Source organism: Streptomyces sp. A0642 (assembly GCF_004795105.1).
Classification (GTDB): Bacteria; Actinomycetota; Actinomycetes; order Streptomycetales; family Streptomycetaceae; genus Streptomyces.
Window position 1 is genome coordinate 16385 of sequence record NZ_SSBL01000001.1, and the last position, 20721, is coordinate 37105.

14 protein-coding genes are annotated in these 20721 nt (G+C 68.1%); 10 read left to right on the top strand and 4 right to left on the bottom strand.

What is annotated here, in order from left to right; translation table 11 throughout:
- Nucleotides 1-9: 9 nt before the first annotated feature.
- The gene (gene xylA, locus E6R60_RS00070) at nt 10-1179 is read right to left on the bottom strand and encodes a xylose isomerase (RefSeq protein WP_136324252.1); all 1170 of its coding nucleotides are present in this window, start codon (nt 1177-1179) and stop codon (nt 10-12) included.
- Between the two features lie 349 nt (nt 1180-1528).
- Here xylA and yicI point away from each other — a divergent pair, with 349 nt between their 5' ends.
- Together yicI and E6R60_RS00080 are read left to right on the top strand one after the other, a co-directional pair.
- Nucleotides 1529-3784, top strand: coding sequence for an alpha-xylosidase (gene yicI, locus E6R60_RS00075; protein ID WP_136324253.1), 2256 nt, complete (start codon nt 1529-1531; stop codon nt 3782-3784).
- A 217-nt stretch (nt 3785-4001) separates the two neighbouring features.
- Nucleotides 4002-4646: a histidine phosphatase family protein gene (locus tag E6R60_RS00080; protein WP_136324254.1), complete on the top strand. Its 645-nt coding sequence runs from the start codon at nt 4002-4004 to the stop codon at nt 4644-4646.
- 7 nt (nt 4647-4653) lie between these two features.
- Here the strand turns inward: E6R60_RS00080 and E6R60_RS00085 are convergent, their stop codons facing one another.
- From E6R60_RS00085 to E6R60_RS00095, 3 genes are all read right to left on the bottom strand, one after another.
- The gene (locus tag E6R60_RS00085; protein ID WP_136324255.1) at nt 4654-4863 is read right to left on the bottom strand and encodes a DUF397 domain-containing protein; all 210 of its coding nucleotides are present in this window, start codon (nt 4861-4863) and stop codon (nt 4654-4656) included.
- Nucleotides 4860-5693, bottom strand: coding sequence for a helix-turn-helix transcriptional regulator (locus tag E6R60_RS00090; RefSeq protein WP_136324256.1), 834 nt, complete (start codon nt 5691-5693; stop codon nt 4860-4862). The genes E6R60_RS00085 and E6R60_RS00090 overlap by 4 nt, the downstream gene beginning before the upstream one ends.
- 131 nt (nt 5694-5824) lie before the next feature.
- Nucleotides 5825-9670: a GH92 family glycosyl hydrolase gene (locus E6R60_RS00095; RefSeq protein ID WP_136324257.1), complete on the bottom strand. Its 3846-nt coding sequence runs from the start codon at nt 9668-9670 to the stop codon at nt 5825-5827.
- A 497-nt stretch (nt 9671-10167) separates the two neighbouring features.
- Between E6R60_RS00095 and ngcE the strand changes: the two genes are divergently transcribed.
- The 8 genes from ngcE (at nt 10168) to dxs (ending at nt 20649) form a co-directional block, all read left to right on the top strand.
- Nucleotides 10168-11610: an N-acetylglucosamine/diacetylchitobiose ABC transporter substrate-binding protein gene (ngcE, locus tag E6R60_RS00100; RefSeq protein ID WP_136324258.1), complete on the top strand. Its 1443-nt coding sequence runs from the start codon at nt 10168-10170 to the stop codon at nt 11608-11610.
- Nucleotides 11611-11663: 53 nt separating this feature from the next.
- Nucleotides 11664-12587 (top strand): sugar ABC transporter permease, encoded by a 924-nt coding sequence (locus tag E6R60_RS00105; protein ID WP_136324259.1) that lies wholly within the window; start codon nt 11664-11666, stop codon nt 12585-12587.
- Between the two features lie 91 nt (nt 12588-12678).
- Complete coding sequence (locus E6R60_RS00110; protein ID WP_136324260.1) at nt 12679-13599, top strand: carbohydrate ABC transporter permease; 921 nt, start codon at nt 12679-12681, stop codon at nt 13597-13599.
- A gap of 248 nt (nt 13600-13847) precedes the next feature.
- Complete coding sequence (locus E6R60_RS00115) at nt 13848-15047, top strand: ROK family transcriptional regulator (protein ID WP_136324860.1); 1200 nt, start codon at nt 13848-13850, stop codon at nt 15045-15047.
- Between the two features lie 123 nt (nt 15048-15170).
- Nucleotides 15171-16238 (top strand): substrate-binding domain-containing protein, encoded by a 1068-nt coding sequence (locus E6R60_RS00120; RefSeq protein ID WP_240802326.1) that lies wholly within the window; start codon nt 15171-15173, stop codon nt 16236-16238.
- 230 nt (nt 16239-16468) lie between these two features.
- Entirely contained in the window at nt 16469-17257 is a 789-nt protein-coding gene (locus tag E6R60_RS00125; RefSeq protein WP_136324261.1) for an ATP-binding cassette domain-containing protein, read from the top strand.
- Nucleotides 17254-18552 carry a sugar ABC transporter permease gene (locus tag E6R60_RS00130; RefSeq protein WP_136324262.1) on the top strand — a complete coding sequence of 433 codons (1299 nt, stop codon included), beginning with the start codon at nt 17254-17256 and terminating at the stop codon, nt 18550-18552. The genes E6R60_RS00125 and E6R60_RS00130 overlap by 4 nt, the downstream gene beginning before the upstream one ends.
- Nucleotides 18553-18720: 168 nt before the next feature.
- Nucleotides 18721-20649 (top strand): 1-deoxy-D-xylulose-5-phosphate synthase, encoded by a 1929-nt coding sequence (gene dxs / locus E6R60_RS00135; protein ID WP_136324263.1) that lies wholly within the window; start codon nt 18721-18723, stop codon nt 20647-20649.
- Nucleotides 20650-20721 lie beyond the last annotated feature (72 nt).

A 20721-nucleotide genomic window follows, 5' to 3' on the forward strand; every position in this document is an offset into this window, starting at 1 on the left:
CCACGCGCGTCAGCCGACGCCGAGCAGGTGTTCCATGGCGAGCTGGTCGAGCGCCTCGAAGGCCATCGAGCGCTGGGCGGCGCCGTCCACGTCGAAGTCCTCGTACGCGGTGCGGTCCGCGAGCAGGGCCTTGACGCCGTCGGCGGCGGTGGGCTGCGCCAGCTCGTCCAGACGGGAGGCGGCCAGCGCCTCCTTCACGGCCGGGTCGGCGCGGAACGCCAGCGCGCGCTCCTTGAGGATCAGGTAGTTGCGCATGCAGTTCTTCGCGGACTCCCACACCCCGTCGATGCCGTCGGTGCGCACCGGCTTGAAGTCGAAGTGCAGCGGGCCCGCGTAGTCCGAGCTCTCCAGCAGGTCGACGAGCCAGAAGGCCTGGCGCAGGTCGCCGGCGCCGAAGCGGAGGTCCTGGTCGTACTTGATGCCGGACTGGCCGTTGAGGTCGATGTGGAAGAGCTTGCCCGCCCACAGCGCCTGCGCGATGCCGTGCGCGAAGTTCAGCCCGGCCATCTGCTCGTGGCCGACCTCGGGGTTCACGCCGTACATCTCCGGGCGCTCCAGGCGCTCGATGAACGCCAGGGCGTGGCCGACCGTCGGCAGGAGGATGTCGCCGCGCGGCTCGTTCGGCTTGGGCTCGATCGCGAACCTGAGGTCGTATCCCTGGTCCACGACGTACTCGCCGAGCAGGTCGAACGCTTCCTTCATCCGGTCCAGCGCGACCCGCACGTCCTTGGCCGCGCCGGACTCGGCGCCCTCGCGGCCGCCCCAGGCGACATAGGTCTCGGCGCCCAGCTCGACGGCGAGGTCGATGTTGCGGATGACCTTGCGCAGCGCGAAGCGGCGGACGTCACGGTCGTTGGACGTGAAGCCGCCGTCCTTGAAGACGGGGTGCGTGAAGAGATTGGTGGTGGCCATGGGGACCTTGAGACCGGTGCGATCCAGGGCGGCCTTGAAACGGGTGACGATCGCGGCACGCTCGCTGTCGGGGGCGCCGAACGGGATGAGGTCGTCGTCGTGGAACGTCACACCGTGCGCGCCCAGCTCCGCGAGGCGCTCGACGGACTCGACCGGGTCCAGGGCGGGGCGGGTGGCGTCACCGAAGGGGTCGTTGCCTCGCCAGCCGACGGTCCAGAGCCCGAAGGTGAACCGGTCGGCGGGAGTGGGGGTGAAGCGGTTCGACATTCTGCTGCCTCTTGTCGACATGGCCCGGACGGCTGCACTGCCGCCCGACCGAATTGTTTGCTGACAGAACTAATACGGCATCTCGGCGTTTGTTTCTAGACCATCCCGGTCACACATCGGTCACGCAGGGGCAACACGGCACCTCGCCGGGGGTCTTGCGGCCCGGATCAGGCCGGATGTGGGTGCCTGGAGGCATCGTCGAAGCGCTTCGAAGAATTATTTGTTTTGTGTACGATCAAAACCGGGACCCACAGGAACGAGGTACGACGTGCCGTCGTGCGAGCCCCGAACACGGGGGCAGGCCCCGACGACGTACCCCGCACACCCCCGTACCGGTTAAGGAAGACCCATGAAGTTCACCGACGGCTTCTGGCAGATGCGAGACGGTGTGAACGCCTCGTACGCCACCGAGATCCGCGACCTCCGCCTCGACGCCGACCGCCTCACCGCCCACGCCGCCGTCAAGCGCGTCACGCGGCGCGGGGACACGCTCAACGCCCCCCTGATCACGGTGGAGGCGTACGCCGCCGCCGAAGGCGTCATCGGCGTACGCGTCACCCACCTCGCGGGCAAGCGTCGCCCCGGCCCGGACTTCGCCCTTCCCGGAGCCATCGGTGACACCACGGCCACCACCCGTGACGACGGTCCCACCGCCGAGCTCACGAGCGGGCCCCTCACCCTGCGCCTCCCCACGGAGGGCGGCTTCGGCCTGGAGTTCCTCGACGCGGGCGGCCGCGTACTGACCGCCGCCGGGCGCAAGGGCACCGCCTTCGCCACCGTCCAGGACGGCGGTCACCACATGTTCGCCCAGCTCGCGCTCGGCGTCGGCGAGACGATCCACGGCCTCGGTGAGCGGTTCACGCCGTACGTCAAGAACGGCCAGGTCGTCGACATGTGGCAGGCCGACGGCGGCACCAGCAGCGAGCAGGCGTACAAGAACGTCCCGTTCTACCTCTCCTCACGCGGCTACGGCGTCTTCGTCAACCACCCCGGCAAGGTCTCCTTCGAGGTCGGCTCCGAGGCCGTCGGCCAGGTGCAGTTCAGCGTCGAGGACCAGACGCTGGAGTACTTCGTCGTCGCCGGCCCCACCCCCAAGGACGTCCTCACCCGCTACACCGCACTCACCGGCCGCCCGGCCCTGCCCCCGGCCTGGTCGTTCGGTCTCTGGCTGACCACCTCGTTCACCACCGACTACGACGAGGCCACCGTCACCTCGTTCGTCGACGGCATGGCCGAGCGAGGCATCCCGCTCTCCGTCTTCCACTTCGACTGCTTCTGGATGCGCGAGTACCAGTGGTGCGACTTCGAATGGGACCCGGACACCTTCCCCGACCCGGCCGGCATGCTCGCCCGGCTCAAGGACAAGGGGCTGAGGATCTGCGTCTGGATCAACCCCTACATCGCGCAGAAGAGCGCCCTGTACGCGGAAGGCGCGGAGAAGGGCTACTTCGTCCTCACCACCGACGGCGACATCTGGCAGTGGGACAAGTGGCAGGCCGGCATGGCGCTGGTCGACTTCACCAACCCCGAGGCCACCGCCTGGTTCCAGGCCAAGCTGAAGACGCTCCTCGACCAGGGCGTCGACGGCTTCAAGACGGACTTCGGCGAACGCATCCCGACGGACGTCGTCTGGCACGACGGCTCCGACCCGGAGCGGATGCACAACTACTACACCCACCTGTACAACAAGGCCGTCTTCGAGCTCCTGGAGAAGGAGCGCGGTGCGGGCGAGGCCGTCCTCTTCGCCCGGTCCGCCACCGCCGGCGGCCAGCAGTTCCCCGTCCACTGGGGCGGCGACTGCTGGTCCTCCTTCGAGGCGATGGCCGAGTCCCTGCGCGGCGGCCTCTCCCTGTCCCTGTCGGGCTTCGGCTTCTGGAGCCATGACATCGGCGGCTTCGAGGGCACGCCCGACCCGGCGGTCTTCAAGCGGTGGCTCGCCTTCGGCCTGCTCTCCTCGCACAGCCGGCTGCACGGCTCCTCGTCCTACCGGGTGCCGTGGGAGTTCGGCGACGAGGCGGTCGCGGTCGCCAAGCAGTTCACGGAGCTCAAGCACCGCCTCATGCCGTATCTGTACTGCACAGCCGTCGAGGCCCATCGCATCGGCGTCCCGACCATGCGCCCGATGCTGCTGGAATTCCCCGACGACCCGGCGACCCGCACGGTCGACCGCCAGTACCTGCTGGGCCCGGACCTCCTCGTGGCCCCCGTCTTCAGCGAGGACGGCCGGGTCGAGTACTACGTCCCCGAGGGCGTCTGGACCCACTTCCTGACCGGCGAGACCGTCACCGGCCCCGCCTGGCACCACGGCACCCACGGCTTCGACAGCCTCCCGCTGCTGGTCCGCCCCGGCGCGGTCCTCCCGCTCGGCGCTGACGCCTCCCGCCCGGACGCCGACTGGACGCAGGATCTGGAACTGCGCGTGTACGCCCCCGAGGGCCTGGGCGACTTCATCCGCACGGTGACGGTCCCCGACCTCACGGGAGCCACCGCCGCCACGTACGACCTGGTCCGCGAGGGCGGCACGCTCCGCGTCACGGCGGACACGGACCGGCCGTACACGGTCGTGGTCGTGGGCGACGAGTCGCTGGACGTGGTCAAGGGCTGACGCCTCTCCGGGCCGGGGCCGCCCCGCCGGCGGCCCCGGCCCGGCACGCGCTTCACGCCGTCGCGCGACTCGGCACGAGCAGCGCGCGTAGCCGCATCCGGTCACTCCCGGGCGCGCCCGCCCGCCTCGCCCCGGCCGGAATGCAATCGTGGACCAGGGGGTTCGCACCACCGACAGCACGTGAGCGGTAACAGCACCAAGAGCGGATGGCCTTCACATGGGCGAGTTGATCCTGATCCGGCACGGCGAGACCGAGTGGTCCCGCAACGGACAGCACACCAGCCACACCGACCTGCCCCTGACGCCCCTCGGCGAGCGCCAGGCCCGCGCCCTCGCACCCCTGCTCGCCGACCGCCACATCGCCCTGACCCTGGTCAGCCCCTCGGTACGGGCCCGGCGCACCGCCGAACTGGCCGGGCTGGCCGCGCCCCGCATCACCCCCGAGCTGCGCGAGTGGGACTACGGCGCGTACGAGGGCATCACCACGCGCGAGATCCGCCGCACCCGTCCCAGCTGGAACCTCTGGACCGACGGCGTCGCCCCCGGCCCCGACGCCCACCCCGGCGAGACCCCGGCGGAGGTCGGCGAACGGGCCGACCGGGTGCTGGCCGAGGTCGGGGAAGCCGCCGCGCGGGCGGGTGACGAGGACATCGTGCTCGTCGCCCACTCCCACTTCCTGCGCGTCCTGACGGCCCGCTATCTCGGCCTCACCCCGGCCGAGGGCAAGCTCTTCCAGCTCGCCACGGGCGCCGTGTCCCGCCTCGGCACGGAGCACGGGCAGCCGGTGATCACGGCCTGGAACGTGACCCTGCCGGAGAGCCTGTTCCCCACGGCCGTTCCGGAGACTCCGGAACACGTCTGAGCACGACTCAGAGCGAGCCGTCCCTGAGCGCCGCCATGAAGGGCGCCCAGCAGCCCGTCGCGAACGTGAGGGCGGGCCCGCCGGGGGCGGCCTTGCTGTCGCGTACGGGGACGATGCCGGGGAGGTTGCCGGCGATCTCGACGCACTCGCCGCCGTCCCCGTTGCTGTACGACGACGTACGCCAGGCAGCGGTGCTCAGGTCAGGTGTGGTGCTCATGGCGTCGCGAACTCCTTCGCCGCCGAGGCGATCCGATGCAGGGATGCCTCCGGCGACAGTGCGACAGCCCTCGCCAGATCGTATGCGGAGCGGTACTGCTCCACCAGCGGCGATTCCTCGATGAGTTGGCCGCTGTAGGGGCCTTCCGTGTACACAACGGCGGGAGCGTCGGCGAACTGCATCAGTGTCATGGAGCCATGCAGGAAGGGGTGCGCCCCGGCGGAGAACGGAAGCACCTGCGTCACGACGCGAGGGCGGGACTCCGTCTGTTCGACGAGGTGCGCGAGCTGTTCGGCCATCACCGCGCTTCCGCCCACCGGCAGGAGCAGCGCGGCCTCGTGAAGCACCACCCAAAGCACCGGCGTAGCAGGCGAATCGAGGAGGCTCGTGCGCTCCATGCGCGTCTGGACGTGTCCTTCGACGACTTCTGTAGTGGCGAAGGGGTGCGCGGCCCGCGTCAGAGCCCGCGCGTAGGACTCGGTCTGCAAGAGCCCCAGCACGGTCATCGACGTGTAGCTCCCGATGGACGAGGCATGAAGCTGGAGCTCGGCGGCGTCCGCGAAGTACCCCGCCACCTTCGACTTCTGTGCCAGCCGGCACAGGCGCTGAAGGTGCTCGCCGCTCCCCAGCAACTCGTCCAGGGCCCGGGACATCTCCAACTGGGGCCGACGCGTCGCCGCCTCGAACTGGCCGATGTACGAGCCGGAGCAGAAGACCCGCTCACCCAACTCACCCTGCGACAGCGCGGCCGCCTCGCGCAGACGGCGTAACTCGGCGCCGTAGAAGGCGCGGGCGTCGGTGTACGGGTCCAGGTCCTTCGGATGCGGCATGCCAGGGAATGTAGCGGCCGCCGCCCACCCCCTTCCCCCGAACGGCACACAGCCACCCGCACGAGTGCCTCGGGGAACGCGCCCGGCCGGCGCCCCCGAGGAGGCACCGGCCGGGCGGGTCCTGCGAGGGGTCAGGAGATCAGCTCCACCTCCGCGAGCGTCGCCTCACCGTCGAGCACCAGGCGGTAGTGCGCGTACGAGCCGCGCGCGTTCACCGTGAAGGCCCGGGTCTGCTTGTTCCAGGCGAACGACTGGCCGGACCGCTTGTCGAGGTCCTTCCAGGTCGTGCCGTCCGACGAGCCCTGCAGCACCCAGCCGCCCGGCGCCTTGGCCGCCTCGCCCGAAGTCAGCGTGTACTGGACCGCGTTCGTCGCCGAGGGGACCGGCAGTTCCACCGTGGTGGCGGTGGCGGTGGTGGCCGAGGTGTTGTCGAACAGTGCGCCCGCGCCCTTCAGGACGTCCTTCTGCGGCGCCGGCACCTCGTCGTCCTTGGTGATCGAGACCGGGGCGGCGTCCTTGCCCGTGCCCCAGGCCGACGGCTTCGCGCCCATGTCGAACTCCAGCACCCCGCCCTTGGCCAGCAGGTCGTGCGGCAGCGAGGTGGACGTCCACTTCTTGCCGTTGACCTTCAGGCCCTGCACGTAGATGTTCTTCGCGCTGTTCTTCGGCGCCTTGACGACCAGGTCGTGGCCGTTCTCCAGGTGCACGGTCGTCCTGGTGAACAGCGGGGAGCCGATCGCGTACTCGCCGCTGCCCATGACCAGCGGGTAGAAGCCGAGGGAGGAGAAGAGGAACCAGGCCGACTGCTCGCCGTTGTCCTCGTCGCCGTGGTACCCCTGGCCGATCTCACTGCCCGTGTACAGACGGCTCAGGACCTCACGGACCTTCTCCTGCGTCTTGTACGGCTGCGAGGCCGCGTCGTACATGTACGTGACGTGGTGTGCGACCTGGTTGCTGTGCCCGTACTGGCCCATCCGCACGTCACGGGCCTCCGTCATCTCGTGGATGACGCCGCCGTACGAACCGACGAACTCGGGGCCCGCCGTCTCCGGGGTGGAGAAGTACGTGTCCAGCTTCTTGGCCAGACCGTCCCGGCCGCCGTACAGGTTGGCGAGACCCTTGCTGTCCTGCGGAGCGGTGAAGGCGTAGCCCCAGCCGTTGGTCTCCGTGTAGTCGTAGCCCCAGACCCGCGGGTCGTACTGGGCGGACGGGACCCGCCAGTCGCCCTTGGCGTCCTTGCCCTGGAAGAAGCCCGCCTTGTCGTCGAAGAGCTGGACGTAGTTACGGGCCCGGTTCAGGAAGTACGCGGACTCGTCCTTGTAGTGCTGCTTGTGCGTCTTCTCGTAGAGCGCCCGGCCCATCTGCGCGATGCCGTAGTCGTTGAGGTAGCCCTCCAGCGACCAGGAGAGGCCCTCGTGGGTCGAGGTGTTGGCGTACCCGGCGAACGGGGACGTCTCCATGCCCTTGCGGCCCACGCCCGAGGTCGGCGGGACGACCGTGGCGTTCTTCAGAGCGGCGTCGTACGCCGCCTCGGCGTCGAACTTCACGCCCTTGACGTAGGCGTCGGCGAACGCGACGTCCGAGGAGGTGCCGGTCATCAGGTCCGAGTAGCCGGGGGAGGACCAGCGGGAGATCCAGCCGCCGTCCTTGTACTGCTGGACGAAGCCGTCGACCATCTCGCCGGCCCTCTTCGGCGTGAGGAAGGAGTAGGCGGGCCACGTCGTCCGGTAGGTGTCCCAGAAGCCGTTGTTGACGTACACCTTGCCGTCGACGATCTTCGCGCCGGTGTGCGTCGGGGTGTCCGAGCCGATTTGCGGGGAGAAGGGGGAGGCGTACTGGTCCTTGCCGCCGACCTTCTCGAAGCCCGAGTTCGGGTAGAGGTAGAGCCGGTACATGCTGGAGTACAGCGTGGTCAGCTGGTCGGCGGACGCGCCCTCGACCTCGACCTTGCCCAGCAGGTCGTCCCAGGCGTCCTGTGCCTTGTCCTCGACCTGTGCGAAGGAGCGCGAGGCGGGGATCTCGGCGGCGAGGTTCTGCTTCGCCTGGTCGATGCTGATCAGTGAGGTGGCGAGGCGCAGGTTGACGGTGCGGTCCTTGCCGGCGTCGAAGCGCAGGAAGCCCGTGACGTCGTCACCGCCGCCGCCCGAGAGCTTGCCGCTGTCGGTGACGGGGGCGTCGAAGACGCCGTACACGAAGAGACGGGTGGCACCGGTCGATCCGCCGCTCTTCACGTCGGAGAACCCGGTGAAGGAGCTGTTCTCCGGGGAGAGTGTGAGGCCGCCGTCGTTGGAGACGTTGTCGAAGACCATGCTCGCGTCCTCGCCCGGATACGTGAACCGCATCCGCGCCGCGTGGTCGGTCGGCGTCATCTCGGCCTTGAGGCCGTTCTCGAAGCCGACCCCGTAGTAATGCGGCCTTGCGGTCTCGTTCTCGTGCTTGAACGGGAGCGCACGCGCGGTCCGTGAGGCGTCCGGGGTGCCGGAGACCGCCGACGGCATCAGCTGGAAGGTCTGCCGGTCGCCCATCCAGGGGCTGGGCTCATGACTGGCGCTGAAGGCCTGCAAGGTGGGCAGGTTGTCGTCGTTGTTCGCGCGCGCGTAGTCGTACAGCCAGCTGGTCGATCCGGCGTTGGTGACCGGCGTCCAGAAGTTGAAGCCGTTCGGCACGGCGGTGGCGGGGAAGTTGTTGCCCCGGGAGAAGCCGCCGCTGGAGTTGGTGCCGCGCACGGTCGAGGCGTAGTCCGAGAGGTGCGCCTTGCGCTTCTCGGGCGCCTTCGGGGCGATCCTGACGTCGTCGATCCAGCCCTGGAACTTCGAGGGGCCCTTGGGGGAGTCGTACGCGACGAGGATCCGGTCGACGGTCCTGCCGGCCGCGACGGCGCCGATCCGCGAGTCGACCTTGTTCCACTGGTTGACGTACAGCCGCTTGGCGTCGGCCTGGCCGCCCGGAGTCAGCAGACCGCCGTGGGAGTCGGTGGCGCGCAGATCACTGAGGTACGTCCCGTCGGTGAACGCGAGGTCCACCGCGACGTGCGTGGCCGGATAGGACAGGTCCGTCTGACCCATCTGGGGGTACACCAGGTAGGAAAGCTCGGTGTCCTTGGTGACGGCCGTGTTGACGTCGAAGATCTTGTTGTACGAGTAGGCCCGGCCGTCCGCCTTGTGCGTGCCCGCGTACCGCAGCGCCTTCCTTCCGGTGAAACCCGCACCGGCCTTGGCGGTGGGGGAGCCGGACGGGCCGCGGTCGATCTGGCTGCGCATGTCGTCGGGGGCGGGGGCGGACGTGTTCCCGTCGGAGAACTGGACGTCGGCGAGCTGGGTCGCGTCGGAGGCGCCGTTGTTCTTCGTGATGTCCAGGCGGAAGTGCTGGTACGCCTTGTCCGCGGTGAAGTCGTACGACTTGGTCTGGAAGCGCTCGCCGAAGGTCTGGCCGGTCCTGGTGTCCAGGTCCGTCCAGGTTTTGCCGTCCTCGGACCCCTGGAGGGTCCAGTCCTTCGGGTCGCGCTCATCGTGGTCGTCGGCCGAGGTCAGCGCGTACGTCACGACCTTGACCGGCTCGACGAGGTCGAACTCCACCCAGGCAGTGGGCTCGAAGGACAACCACTTCGTGCCGGACTGTCCGTCGACGAGGTTCTCCTTCACCTCGCCGCCGCCCGTGTTCTCGTCACTGGCGCGGACATCGGTGACCTTATCGGTGACATTGCCCGGTATTCCGGCGGAGAAGCCGCCATCGATCCCTGACGCCCGCTTCTTTCCGTCAGGGCCTTCTTCCACGGTATTGCGCCAGTCCGGCTGCTTTTCGTCCGCTTCGAACGAGGAGCTGAATGTCCGCTCGACGGGTGCTTTCTGACGGTCCGCAACCGTTCCGGCCGAAGAGGCCGCGGCAGCGGTGGGGGCCGTCACGAGGAGGACGAGGGAGGCCGCTATCAGCGCGGCCGTGCTGCTTTGTCTCGTACGAGAACCGTGTCGGGGCTGCATGACGAGCCATTCCTCCCGGGGAGTGCGCTTGGACAACGTTGTCAGTGGGGGGCGCAGGAACCAGTAGGGAGTGAAGTGGCGCTGGGTGTCAAGGGTGTTGGATCAAGGGCCGCGTTCGAATCGACCGGAATGCGGAAATCGTTACATCCGAAGGAGAGCGTGCGGTGCCGAGGTATCCGCGAGGTCTCAACTCGGGAAAGACTGCCGTCCAAACCTGCATTCGATCTTGCTCAGTCGACGACAAGTGGACTATACCTGTCGGCGTCTGCACAGCTTCTTTCCAACTGTGCGGTCAGGGAGACACGGGGGCAGGGCAGCAGGGCGCCGCAGGTGCGTCCGCTGTTCGGGTCCTCGCGCCCCCCACTGCAATGGCTAGCCTGAAAATCTGTACCACCCAAGCGCAACTGACCGCGGTGGCGGGGCCCTTCGCCTGTGGCGAATTTCGACGGGCGACCGGTACACACCGCCTGAGTCCTGGAGAAGGCGAGGACTTGAGCATGGGATCCACCTCCGCCCACAAGAATGAGGGCCTTGGCCGTCGCGATGTGATCAAGCGGTCTGCCGCACTCGGTCTGATCACCGTCCCGACGATGAGCTTCCTGTCGGCCTGTGCGAGCAGCGACAGCGGCAGCGACGACTCGGTCAAGAAGGGCAAGACCAGCGCGAAGAACCCGCTGGGCGTCAACGAGACGGCCGCTCTCGACGTGGTCATCTTCGACGGCGGCTTCGGCCAGCAGTACGCGATCGACGCCGAGAAGAAGTACACCGCGGCCTTCCCGAAGGCCAAGGTCAAGCACTCCGCGACGCAGAAGATCCAGTCGCAGCTCCAGCCGCGCTTCAACGGCGGCACCCCGCCGGACCTGATCGACAACTCGGGCGCCGAGCAGATGGACATGGGTGTCCTCGTCGGCAAGAAGCAGCTGATGGACCTGACGCCGCTGATGGACGCCCCGTCCATCGACGACCCGAGCAAGAAGGTCCGCGACACCCTGCGCCCGGGTGTGCTGGAGATGGGTCAGTTCGACGGTGACCCGGTCTGGATCATGTACTACGCCTACACCGTGTACGGCGTCTGGTACTCGCAGACCGCGCTCGACAACCTGGACGCCGAGTATCCCGAGGACTGGGACGCCATGCTCGCCCTGTGCGAGAAGGCGAAGAAGAAGGGCATCGCCGGCTGGACGTACCCGGGCAAGTACCCGTACTACCTGCCGTTCTCGCTCTACCCGTTCATCGGCAAGATCGGTGGCCGGGAGGTTCTCGACAAGATCGACAACCTGGAGCCGAACGCCTGGAAGGACCCCGCCGTCAAGGCGGCGTTCGAGGCGTACTACGAGCTGTACAAGAAGGGGTACATCCTCAAGGGCACCCCGGGCCTGACCCACATCCAGTCGCAGACCGAGTGGACCAAGGGCAAGGCGCTCTTCATCCCGAACGGTTCGTGGGTGGAGAACGAGGCGGCCCCGACCACGCCCAAGGACTTCAAGATGATGGTCTCGGCCCCCTCGGGCCTCGACTCGTCGGACAAGCTGCCCTTCGGCACCATCTGGGCGTCCGGCGGCGAGCCCTTCGTCGTCCCGGCGAAGGCGAAGAACCCGCAGGGAGGCATGGAGCAGCTGCGCATCATGCTCTCCGAGGAGTCCTCGAAGAACTTCACCAAGCAGGTCAAGTCCCTGAGCGCCTTCAACGGCGGCACCGACGGCCTGACCCTCTCCACGGCCATGCAGGCCGGTGTCGACGCGCTGAAGAAGGCCGGCGACAACGTGGTGAACCCGCGGCTGCAGGACTGGTACGTGAAGCTCCAGAAGGAGCAGATCGGCACCGCCGGCATCGGCGAGATGATGGCCGGGCGTCTGACGCCCGCCGAGGCCATCAAGAAGATCCAGGGCTACGCGGACGCCGCGGCCAAGGACCAGTCCATCAAGCACTACAAGCACTAGTGAGTAACCGTCACCAGCGGCGGCACCCGCGGAAAGATCGGGGTCGGTAAACGATGCAGCACGGCAAGTACCGGTTCATTGTGGGGTTCCTGGTAGCCCCACTGGCGTTGTACGCGGTCTTCGTCATCTGGCCGTTCATCCAGTCCATCTACTACTCGTTCACGGACTGGACCGGCCTGAGCCCGGACTTCAAGATGGTCGGCCTCGACAACTACACGAGGATGTTCAAGGACGACATTTTCTGGAAGTCGCTGCAGCACAGCGTGCTGCTCGTGCTGCTGCTGCCGCTGGTGACGCTGGGCCTCGCGCTCTTCTTCGCCTTCATGCTCAATGTCGGAGGCCGTCGGCGCAAGAACGCCGCGGTCTCCGGCGTGCGGGGCTCGGGTTTCTACAAGATCGCCTATTTCTTCCCGCAGGTGCTCTCGATCGTCATCGTCGCCCTGCTGTTCCAGTTCGCGTACAACCCGCGCAGCGGAATGCTGAATTCGGCGCTCAAGGGAATCGGGCTCGACTCCGTCCAGCCCGACTGGCTGGGTGACCCGAACCTGGCCCTCATCTGCGTCATGGTCGTTCTGGTCTGGTCGACGGTCGGATTCTTCGTCGTCCTCTTCTCCGCCGGCATGGCGTCCATCCCGAAGGACTTCTACGAGGCGGCGCTCCTGGACGGGGCCAGCCGCATCACGACGTTCTTCAAGATCACCGTGCCGCTGCTCTGGGACACCATCCAGTCGGGCTGGGTCTACATGGGCATCCTGGCGCTCGGGGTCGAGGCGTTCACGGCCGTCCAGGTCATGACGGTGGGCCCCGGCGGCCCCGACTACGCGACCTCCGTCCTGCCGCTGTACGTCTACCAGACGGCCTTCCGCGACGGTCAGGCCGGATACGCGACCACGATCGGCGTCGGGCTGCTCATCGTCACCATGGTGTTCGCCGCCATCGTGATGCGTCTGGGCCGGCGCGACCGGCTGGAGTTCTGATGCTGTGCTTCCCGGGACGCGGCGCCCGGATCCCCAGCAGGCAAGACAGCCCGGTCCCGGCGGCCGGCTCGACAGTACGAGGTGAGCACACGTGAAGGCCACTGAAACCCCTCCCGTGGTCACGGTGACGGAACCGGCCCCCGTGTCCAAGTCGCCCGCGCAGGACGGCAAGGAGAAGAGCGGTGAGGGCGGCAAGGTCCTCAACGTCTTCTCGCACGGTGTGCTGATCACCTGGGCGGTCCTGGTGGTCATGCCGCTGCTGTGGGCGGTCATGACCTCGTTCAAGACCGATGACTCGATCCTGTCGACGCCGTGGGCGCTGCCGGACAAGCTCCACTTCGAGAACTGGTCACGCGCCTGGAGCCAGGCGCACATGAGTGAATACTTCTTGAACACCATCGTGGTGGTCGGCGGTTCACTCATCGGCACCCTGCTGCTGGGATCGATGGCGGCGTACGTACTGGCCCGGTTCGACTTCCCGGGCAACCGTTTCGTGTACTACCTGTTCATCGGCGGGATGAGCTTCCCGATCATCCTGGCGCTGGTCCCGTTGTTCTTCGTGATGAACAACATGGGTCTGCTGAACACGACGCACGGGCTGATCCTGGTCTACATCGCCTACTCGCTGCCCTTCACCGTCTTCTTCCTCACCGCCTTCTTCCGGACGCTGCCCGGTTCCGTGGCGGAGGCGGCGATGATCGACGGGGCGTCGCACACCCGGACGTTCTTCCAGGTGATGCTGCCCATGGCGAAGCCGGGCCTGATCAGCGTCGGCATCTTCAACTTCCTGGGGCAGTGGAACCAGTACATGCTGCCGACGGTGCTCAACAGCGACCCCGATCACCGGGTGCTCTCCCAGGGGCTGGTCGAACTGGCCAACAGCCAGGGCTACAAGGGCGACTGGTCCGGACTCTTCGCCGGTCTGGTGATGGCGATGCTCCCCGTCCTCGCCGCCTACATCGTCTTCCAGCGCCAGGTCGTGGCCGGTCTCACCGCGGGAGCGGTGAAGTGATAGCCGGTCCGGCCGCGCCGACGGTGAAGTAGTACCGCGAGCGCCTTCTCCACAGAACCACCGAACCGCCCGCCGGCAGAGATGCCGGCGGGCGGTTCGTCTGTGTAAGGGGGAGTTCGCGGAGCGTGCCGAGCGAGGGTTCCGTGCGCGTCCGGGGCTTCGACTGCTCAAGGTCTTGACGGGGCGTACCCCAAAACGCTCAGCTTAGGGTTCACATGTTGGAGAATATGGCAGGAGTGAGAGAGTCGATGGAGACTCCGGGGTCGCAGACATCTCTGCATCGCGCCAACCTAGAGCGGGTCGTGCGGGCCGTACGTATGGCGGGTTCGCTCACCCAGGCGGAGATCGCCAGGAGCACGGGCCTCTCCGCGGCCACCGTCTCCAATATCGTTCGCGAACTGAAGGAGGGCGGCACCGTCGAGGTGACGCCGACCTCGGCCGGCGGCCGGCGGGCGCGCAGCGTCTCCCTCAGCGGCGACGCGGGCATCGTCATCGGCGTCGATTTCGGCCATACGCACCTGCGGGTGGCGGTCGGCAACCTGGCCCACCAGGTGCTCGCCGAGGAGTCCGAGCCGCTGGACGTGGACGCCTCGTCCGCCGAGGGCTTCGGACGGGCGGAACAGCTGGTGAACCGGCTGATCGAGACCACCGGGATCAGTCCCGGCAAGGTCATCGGGGTGGGTCTCGGTGTACCCGGCCCGATCGACGTCGAGTCCGGCACGCTGGGCTCCACGTCGATCCTGCCGGGGTGGACGGGCATCAACCCCAGCGAGGAGCTCGCCGGACGCCTCGGCGTGCCGGTGTACGTCGACAACGACGCCAACCTCGGGGCGCTGGGCGAGCTGGTGTGGGGGAGCGGGCGCGGGGTCCGCGACCTGGCCTACATCAAGGTCGCCAGCGGTGTCGGCGCCGGTCTGGTGATCGACGGGCACATCTACCGGGGGCCGGGCGGAACGGCCGGCGAGATCGGCCACATCACCCTCGACGAATCGGGCCCCGTCTGCCGCTGCGGCAACCGCGGGTGCCTGGAGACCTTCACGGCCGCGCGGTACGTCCTGCCCCTGCTCAGGCCCAGCCACGGGCCCGATCTCACCATGGAGCGGGTGGTCCAGCTGGCCCGTGAGGGCGACCCGGGCTGCCGCCGGGTGATCGGCGACGTCGGACGCCACATCGGCAGCGGCGTGGCCAACCTCTGCAACCTGCTGAACCCGAGCCGCGTGGTGCTCGGCGGCTCCCTCGCGGAGGCCGGCGAACTGGTCCTCGGGCCCATCCGGGACTCCGTCTCGCGCTACGCCATCCCCAGTGCCGCCCGCCAGCTCTCGGTGCTCCCCGGCGCCCTCGGCGGACGGGCGGAGGTGCTGGGCGCGCTGGCTCTCGTACTGAATGAAATGGGTGATTCGTCCCTTTTGGAGAGCACCCTCCCCGCAGCGACCCCTGCCTTCACTTAGATAACGAATGGCACCGTTGTCGTCTCGTTGCGAATTTACTACTTGACGCCGCTCTCGCGGCCGAGTTGACTTCCAGCCACCTCGGCCGCAACGCTGCGGCCTCGTCAGGGAGGCACACCCGCAATGAACGCAATGACGCGACGCATCGTCATAGGCACGGCCGCCGTCTCGATGGCCGTCTCCCTCGCCGCTTGTGGCAAGGCCGGCGACGACAAGAAGGACTCGGCGGACTCGGGCAGCAAGACCAAGATCGGTCTGCTGCTCCCGGAGAACAAGACCGCTCGCTACGAGACGCTGGACAAGCCGTTGTTCATCGAAGCGGTCAAGAAGGACTGCGCGGACTGCGAGGTCGTCTACAACAACGCGGCCGGTGACGTCGGCCAGCAGAAGCAGCAGTTCGAGCAGCAGATCGCCGATGGCATCAAGGTCATCGCGATCTCCTCGGTCGACGCCGAGAAGTCCGCCTCGTGGATCGCCGCCGCGCACAAGAAGGGCGTCAAGGTCGTCGCGTACGACCGCGCCATCGTCGGTGCCGACGCCTACGTGAGCCACGACAACGAGAAGATCGGCAAGCTCCAGGGCCAGGCCGTCCTCGACGCCCTCGGCTCCAAGGCGGCCGGCTCCAACCTCGTCATGATCAACGGTGACGAGAAGGACCCGAACGCCGGCCTGTTCAAGAAGGGCGCTCACGCGGCCCTCGACGGCAAGATCAAGATCGCCTACGAGGCCTCCGGCGAGTGGGACCCGAAGATCGCCGGCGAGAAGATGACCGCCGCGATCTCCTCGGTCGGCAAGGGCAAGATCAACGCCGTCTACTCCGCCAACGACGGCATGGCGGGCGGCATCATCACGTCCCTGGACAACGCCGGCATCAAGGACATCCCGGTGGGTGGCCAGGACGCCGAACTCCCCGGTATCCAGCGGATCATCGCCGGCACGCAGACCTTCACGATCTACAAGTCGCCGAAGCAGCTCGCCCCGACGGCCGCCCAGTTCGCCGTCAACCTGCTCCAGGGCAAGGACATCGGCGCCTCGGGCAAGACGGACGGCGTTCCCTCCACGCTGCTCGAGCCGACCGTGGTGAACAAGGACAACATCCAGTCCACCGTGATCAAGGACGGCATCTACAAGGTCGCCGATGTCTGCGTCAAGGACATCGCCGCCAAGTGCACCGCACTGGGCATCAAGTAGCCCCTCCGCGCGCCAGGGCCGGCCGGTCCTGGCGCGTACGGGTCTGACCCGCCCCGCACGGCGGAGTCCACCCGCCCCACGACTGTCCGGCCCCGGTCGGCCCACACCCCGCTGCCGGCCGGGTGCCGGACATTCTTCCCCCAGTACTTCCAGTACGTCGACGCTGCCCTCGTGGCGCGGCGTCTCCGCCGGTCAGGCGGCACATCCCCGCCGGTCAGGCGGCGAAGGAGATGGTTCACGTGTCACAGACGCCCGTGCTGGCGTTGCGTGGAGTCTTCAAGCGATTCGGAGCGGTGCAGGTCCTCTCCGGTGTCGATCTCGAAGTCCACGCCGGAGAAGTGGTCGCCCTCGTCGGCGACAACGGTGCAGGAAAGTCCACGCTGGTCAAGACGATCGCCGGCGTGCACCCCATCGATGAGGGCGTCATCGAGTGGGAGGGCGAGAAGGTGGACATCAGCCGTCCGCACGACGCTCAGAACCTCGGCGTCGCCACCGTCTACCAGGACCTCGCGCTCTGCGACAACCTGGACGTCGTCGCCAACCTCTTCCTCGGTCGCGAGATCAAGAAGGGCGGCGTCCTCGACGAGGTCGCCATGGAGAAGCGGGCCCAGGACCTCCTGTCCACGCTCTCCATCCGCATCCCCAGCGTCCGCATCCCGGTCGCCGCGCTCTCCGGCGGTCAGCGCCAGGTCGTGGCCATCGCCCGTGCCCTGGTCGGCAACCCCAAGATCGTGATCCTGGACGAGCCCACCGCGGCCCTCGGCGTCGAGCAGACCGCACAGGTCCTCGACCTGGTGGAGCGGCTGCGCGAGCAGAACCTCGGCGTCATCCTCATCAGCCACAACATGGCCGATGTGAAGGCTGTCGCCGACAAGGTCGCCGTGCTGCGACTCGGCCACAACAACGGCATCTTCCCCGTGGCGACGACCAGCCACGAAGAAATCATCGCCGCGATCACGGGCGCCACCGACAACGCCGTGACCCGCCGCAAGTCCCGCAGCGCGGAGGCATCCAAGTGAGTGAGACCAGCAAGACTTCGGCCGAGGTCCCGGCCCAGGCGAAGGCCACCGAGGCTCCCGTAGCAGCGGCCGGCGCCGTCAGGGTCGTCGACCCCCGCCTGCTCGTCCGCGAGCAGGGCTTCAAGGGCTACTGGACCGAGTTCAAGCGCAAGGTGCGCTCGGGCGAGATCGGCTCGCTGCCCGTCGTGGTGGGCCTGATCATCATCGGGATCGTCTTCCAGCTCGAGACCGGCAACTTCCTCACCTCGTACAACCTCGACCAGATCACGCTGTACGCGGCGGGCCCCGGCATCATGGCCGTGGGCATCGTTTTCGTCCTGCTGCTGGGCGAGATCGACCTCGCGGTCGGTTCCGTGGCGGGTCTCGCGGGCTCGGTGTGGGCCGTTCTCGGCACGGACATGCCCGACTCCCTCGCCATCGTGCTCGGCATCCTGTCCGGCACGGTCATCGGCGCCTTCCACGGCATCGTCTTCGCCAAGATCGGCGTGCCCGCGTTCGTCGTGACGCTGGCGGGCTTCCTCGGCTGGGCCGGTCTGCAGACCTGGGTGATGGGCGACAAGTCCACCATCACCACCCCGCTCGGCAGCTTCGTCCGCGACCTGACCAGCTACTACTTCGCCGACATCGCCGCCGCCTACGGTCTCGCCGTGGTCGTGATCATCGCCTTCTACCTCGCGCAGCTGCGCGACTCGAGCCGCCGCAAGGCCGCCGAGCTGCCGCACCGCCCGCAGAGCGAGATCATTCTGCGCACCGTTCTGCTCGCCGTCCTGTGCCTCCTGGCCGCGTACGCGTTCAACCAGGAGCAGGGCCTCCCGCTCTCCCTGGTGATCTTCCTCGCGATCCTGGTCCTCACCGACTTCGTTCTGCGCCGCACCACCTACGGCCGTCAGATCTTCGCGGTCGGCGGTGGCATTGAGGCAGCGCGTCGTGCCGGCATCAACGTGTCCTGGATCCGCATCTCGGTGTTCATGATCTCCGGCACGCTCGGTGCGGTCGGCGGTCTCTTCCTGGCCTCCGCGACCGGCGGCGCCGACCGCTCGCTCGGTGGCGGCAACCAGCTCATGATGTGCATCGCCGCAGCCGTCATCGGCGGTACGTCCCTGTTCGGCGGACGCGGAAAGGTCTGGTCCGCGCTGCTGGGCATCCTGGTCATCCAGTCGATCGTCCAGGGCCTCAACCAGATGAACCTGTCGTCGAACGCGATCCAGTACATGATCACCGGTGGTGTGCTCCTCATCGCCGTGATCATCGACTCGGTCTCGCGCAAGACCCAGAAGACCGCGGGCCGCGCCTGACCGCGGATCCGCAGGAGCGCCCGGCACCGCACCCGGTGCCGGGCGCTCCTGCGTGCGCCACCCCGGGTGACGCACCACGCACCGCCCGATGAACACGGGCGCGGCCGGAACATTAGACTCGACCAGGTCCGCAGAAGTTCGATCAGGCTAGAACGCAAGGAGGCACGGGTGGCGCTGCTGACCCGCATCACGGGACCGCGCGATCTGGACCGGCTCACCCCGGAGCAGCTGGAGCAGCTGGCCGAAGAGATTCGGACCTTCCTCGTCGACGCCGTCTCCAAGACCGGCGGCCACCTGGGTCCCAACCTCGGGGTGGTCGAGCTGACCATCGCCCTGCACCGGGTCTTCGACTCGCCGAAGGACAAGGTCCTCTTCGACACCGGCCACCAGAGCTACGTGCACAAGCTCCTCACCGGCCGCCAGGACTTCTCGAAGCTCAAGAGCAAGGGCGGCCTCTCCGGCTACCCCTCGCGCGCCGAGTCCGAGCACGACGTCATCGAGAACTCGCACGCCTCCACCGTGCTCGGCTGGGCCGACGGCCTCGCCAAGGCCAACGAGGTGCTGGGCAAGGACGACCACGTCGTCGCGGTCATCGGTGACGGAGCCCTCACCGGCGGTATGGCCTGGGAGGCGCTGAACAACATCGCCGCCGCCAAGGACCGCCCCCTCGTCATCGTCGTCAACGACAACGAGCGCTCCTACGCCCCCACCATCGGCGGCCTCGCCAACCACCTGGCGACCTTGCGGACCACGGACGGATACGAGCGCTTCCTGGCCCGCGGCAAGGACCTCCTGGAGCGCACCCCCGTCGTCGGGAAGCCGCTGTACGAGACGCTGCACGGCGCCAAGAAGGGCCTCAAGGACTTCATCGCCCCGCAGGGCATGTTCGAGGACCTCGGCCTGAAGTACGTCGGCCCGATCGACGGCCACGACCTGGAGGCCCTGGAGTCGGCGCTCCAGCGCGCCAAGCGCTTCGGCGGACCCGTCATCGTGCACTGCCTCACGGAGAAGGGCCGCGGCTACACCCCGGCCCTGCTGGACGAGGCCGACCGGTTCCACGCCGTCGGCAAGATCCACCCCGACACCGGCCTGCCCGTCGCCACCTCCGGTCTCGACTGGACCTCCGTGTTCGGTGAGGAGATGGTCGAACTCGGCAAGGAGCGCGAGGACATCGTCGCGATCACCGCGGCCATGCTCCAGCCGGTCGGCCTGACGAAGTTCGAGAAGGCGTTCCCGGACCGGATCTACGACGTCGGCATCGCCGAGCAGCACGGCGCGGTCTCCGCGGCGGGCCTCGCCACCGGCGGTCTGCACCCCGTCTTCGCGGTGTACGCCACCTTCCTCAACCGCGCGTTCGACCAGGTACTGATGGACGTCGCCCTGCACAAGTGCGGTGTGACGTTCGTCCTGGACCGGGCCGGCGTCACCGGTACGGACGGCGCCTCGCACAACGGCATGTGGGACATGTCGATCCTTCAGTGCGTGCCGTCGCTGCGGATCGCCGCCCCGCGCGACGCCGACCAGGTCCGCGCCCAGCTGCGCGAGGCCGTCGAGGTCGACGACGCCCCGACGGTCGTCCGCTTCTCCAAGGGCGCGGTCGGCCCGTCGGTCAAGGCCGTCGCCACCGTCGGCGGCATGGACGTGCTCCGCGAGCCGGCCGCCGAGCGGCCGGACGTCCTGCTCGTCTCCATCGGGGCCCTCGCCCCGATGTGCCTGGAGATCGCTGACCTGCTCGACGCCCAGGGCATCTCGACCACGGTCGTCGACCCGCGCTGGGTCAAGCCCGTGGACGAGGCCATGGCGCCGCTCGCGGCGAAGCACCGGGTCGTCGTCACCGTCGAGGACAACAGCAGGGCCGGCGGCGTGGGCTCCGCGGTCGCCCAGGCGCTGCGCGACGCCGACGTGGACGTACCGCTGCGGGACTTCGGCATCCCGCCGGTCTTCCTCGACCACGCCTCCCGCAACGAGGTCATGGCCGAGATCGGTCTGACCGCGCCGGACATCGCCCGCCAGGTGACCGGTCTGGTCGCCAGGCTCGACGGCCGGTACGAGACCGAGGCGGAGAGCCGTCCCGTGGTGGAGCCCGCCCGGGACTGACCCGTACCACCGCACGGCCGATTGGGCCGGTTGCCCACCCCTTCGGGTGGTGCGACCGGCCCATTCGCGTGA

Excerpts from the sequence above, each read along its gene's own strand:
- xylA (WP_136324252.1), bottom strand. The coding sequence starts at position 1,179 with ATGTCGAACCGCTTCACCCCCACTCCCGCCGACCGGTTCACCTTCGGG.
- yicI (WP_136324253.1), top strand. The coding sequence starts at position 1,529 with ATGAAGTTCACCGACGGCTTCTGGCAGATGCGAGACGGTGTGAACGCC.
- E6R60_RS00080 (WP_136324254.1), top strand. The coding sequence starts at position 4,002 with ATGGGCGAGTTGATCCTGATCCGGCACGGCGAGACCGAGTGGTCCCGC.
- E6R60_RS00085 (WP_136324255.1), bottom strand. The coding sequence starts at position 4,863 with ATGAGCACCACACCTGACCTGAGCACCGCTGCCTGGCGTACGTCGTCG.
- E6R60_RS00090 (WP_136324256.1), bottom strand. The coding sequence starts at position 5,693 with ATGCCGCATCCGAAGGACCTGGACCCGTACACCGACGCCCGCGCCTTC.
- E6R60_RS00095 (WP_136324257.1), bottom strand. The coding sequence starts at position 9,670 with ATGCAGCCCCGACACGGTTCTCGTACGAGACAAAGCAGCACGGCCGCG.
- ngcE (WP_136324258.1), top strand. The coding sequence starts at position 10,168 with ATGGGATCCACCTCCGCCCACAAGAATGAGGGCCTTGGCCGTCGCGAT.
- E6R60_RS00105 (WP_136324259.1), top strand. The coding sequence starts at position 11,664 with ATGCAGCACGGCAAGTACCGGTTCATTGTGGGGTTCCTGGTAGCCCCA.
- E6R60_RS00115 (WP_136324860.1), top strand. The coding sequence starts at position 13,848 with ATGGAGACTCCGGGGTCGCAGACATCTCTGCATCGCGCCAACCTAGAG.
- E6R60_RS00120 (WP_240802326.1), top strand. The coding sequence starts at position 15,171 with ATGAACGCAATGACGCGACGCATCGTCATAGGCACGGCCGCCGTCTCG.
- E6R60_RS00125 (WP_136324261.1), top strand. The coding sequence starts at position 16,469 with ATGGTTCACGTGTCACAGACGCCCGTGCTGGCGTTGCGTGGAGTCTTC.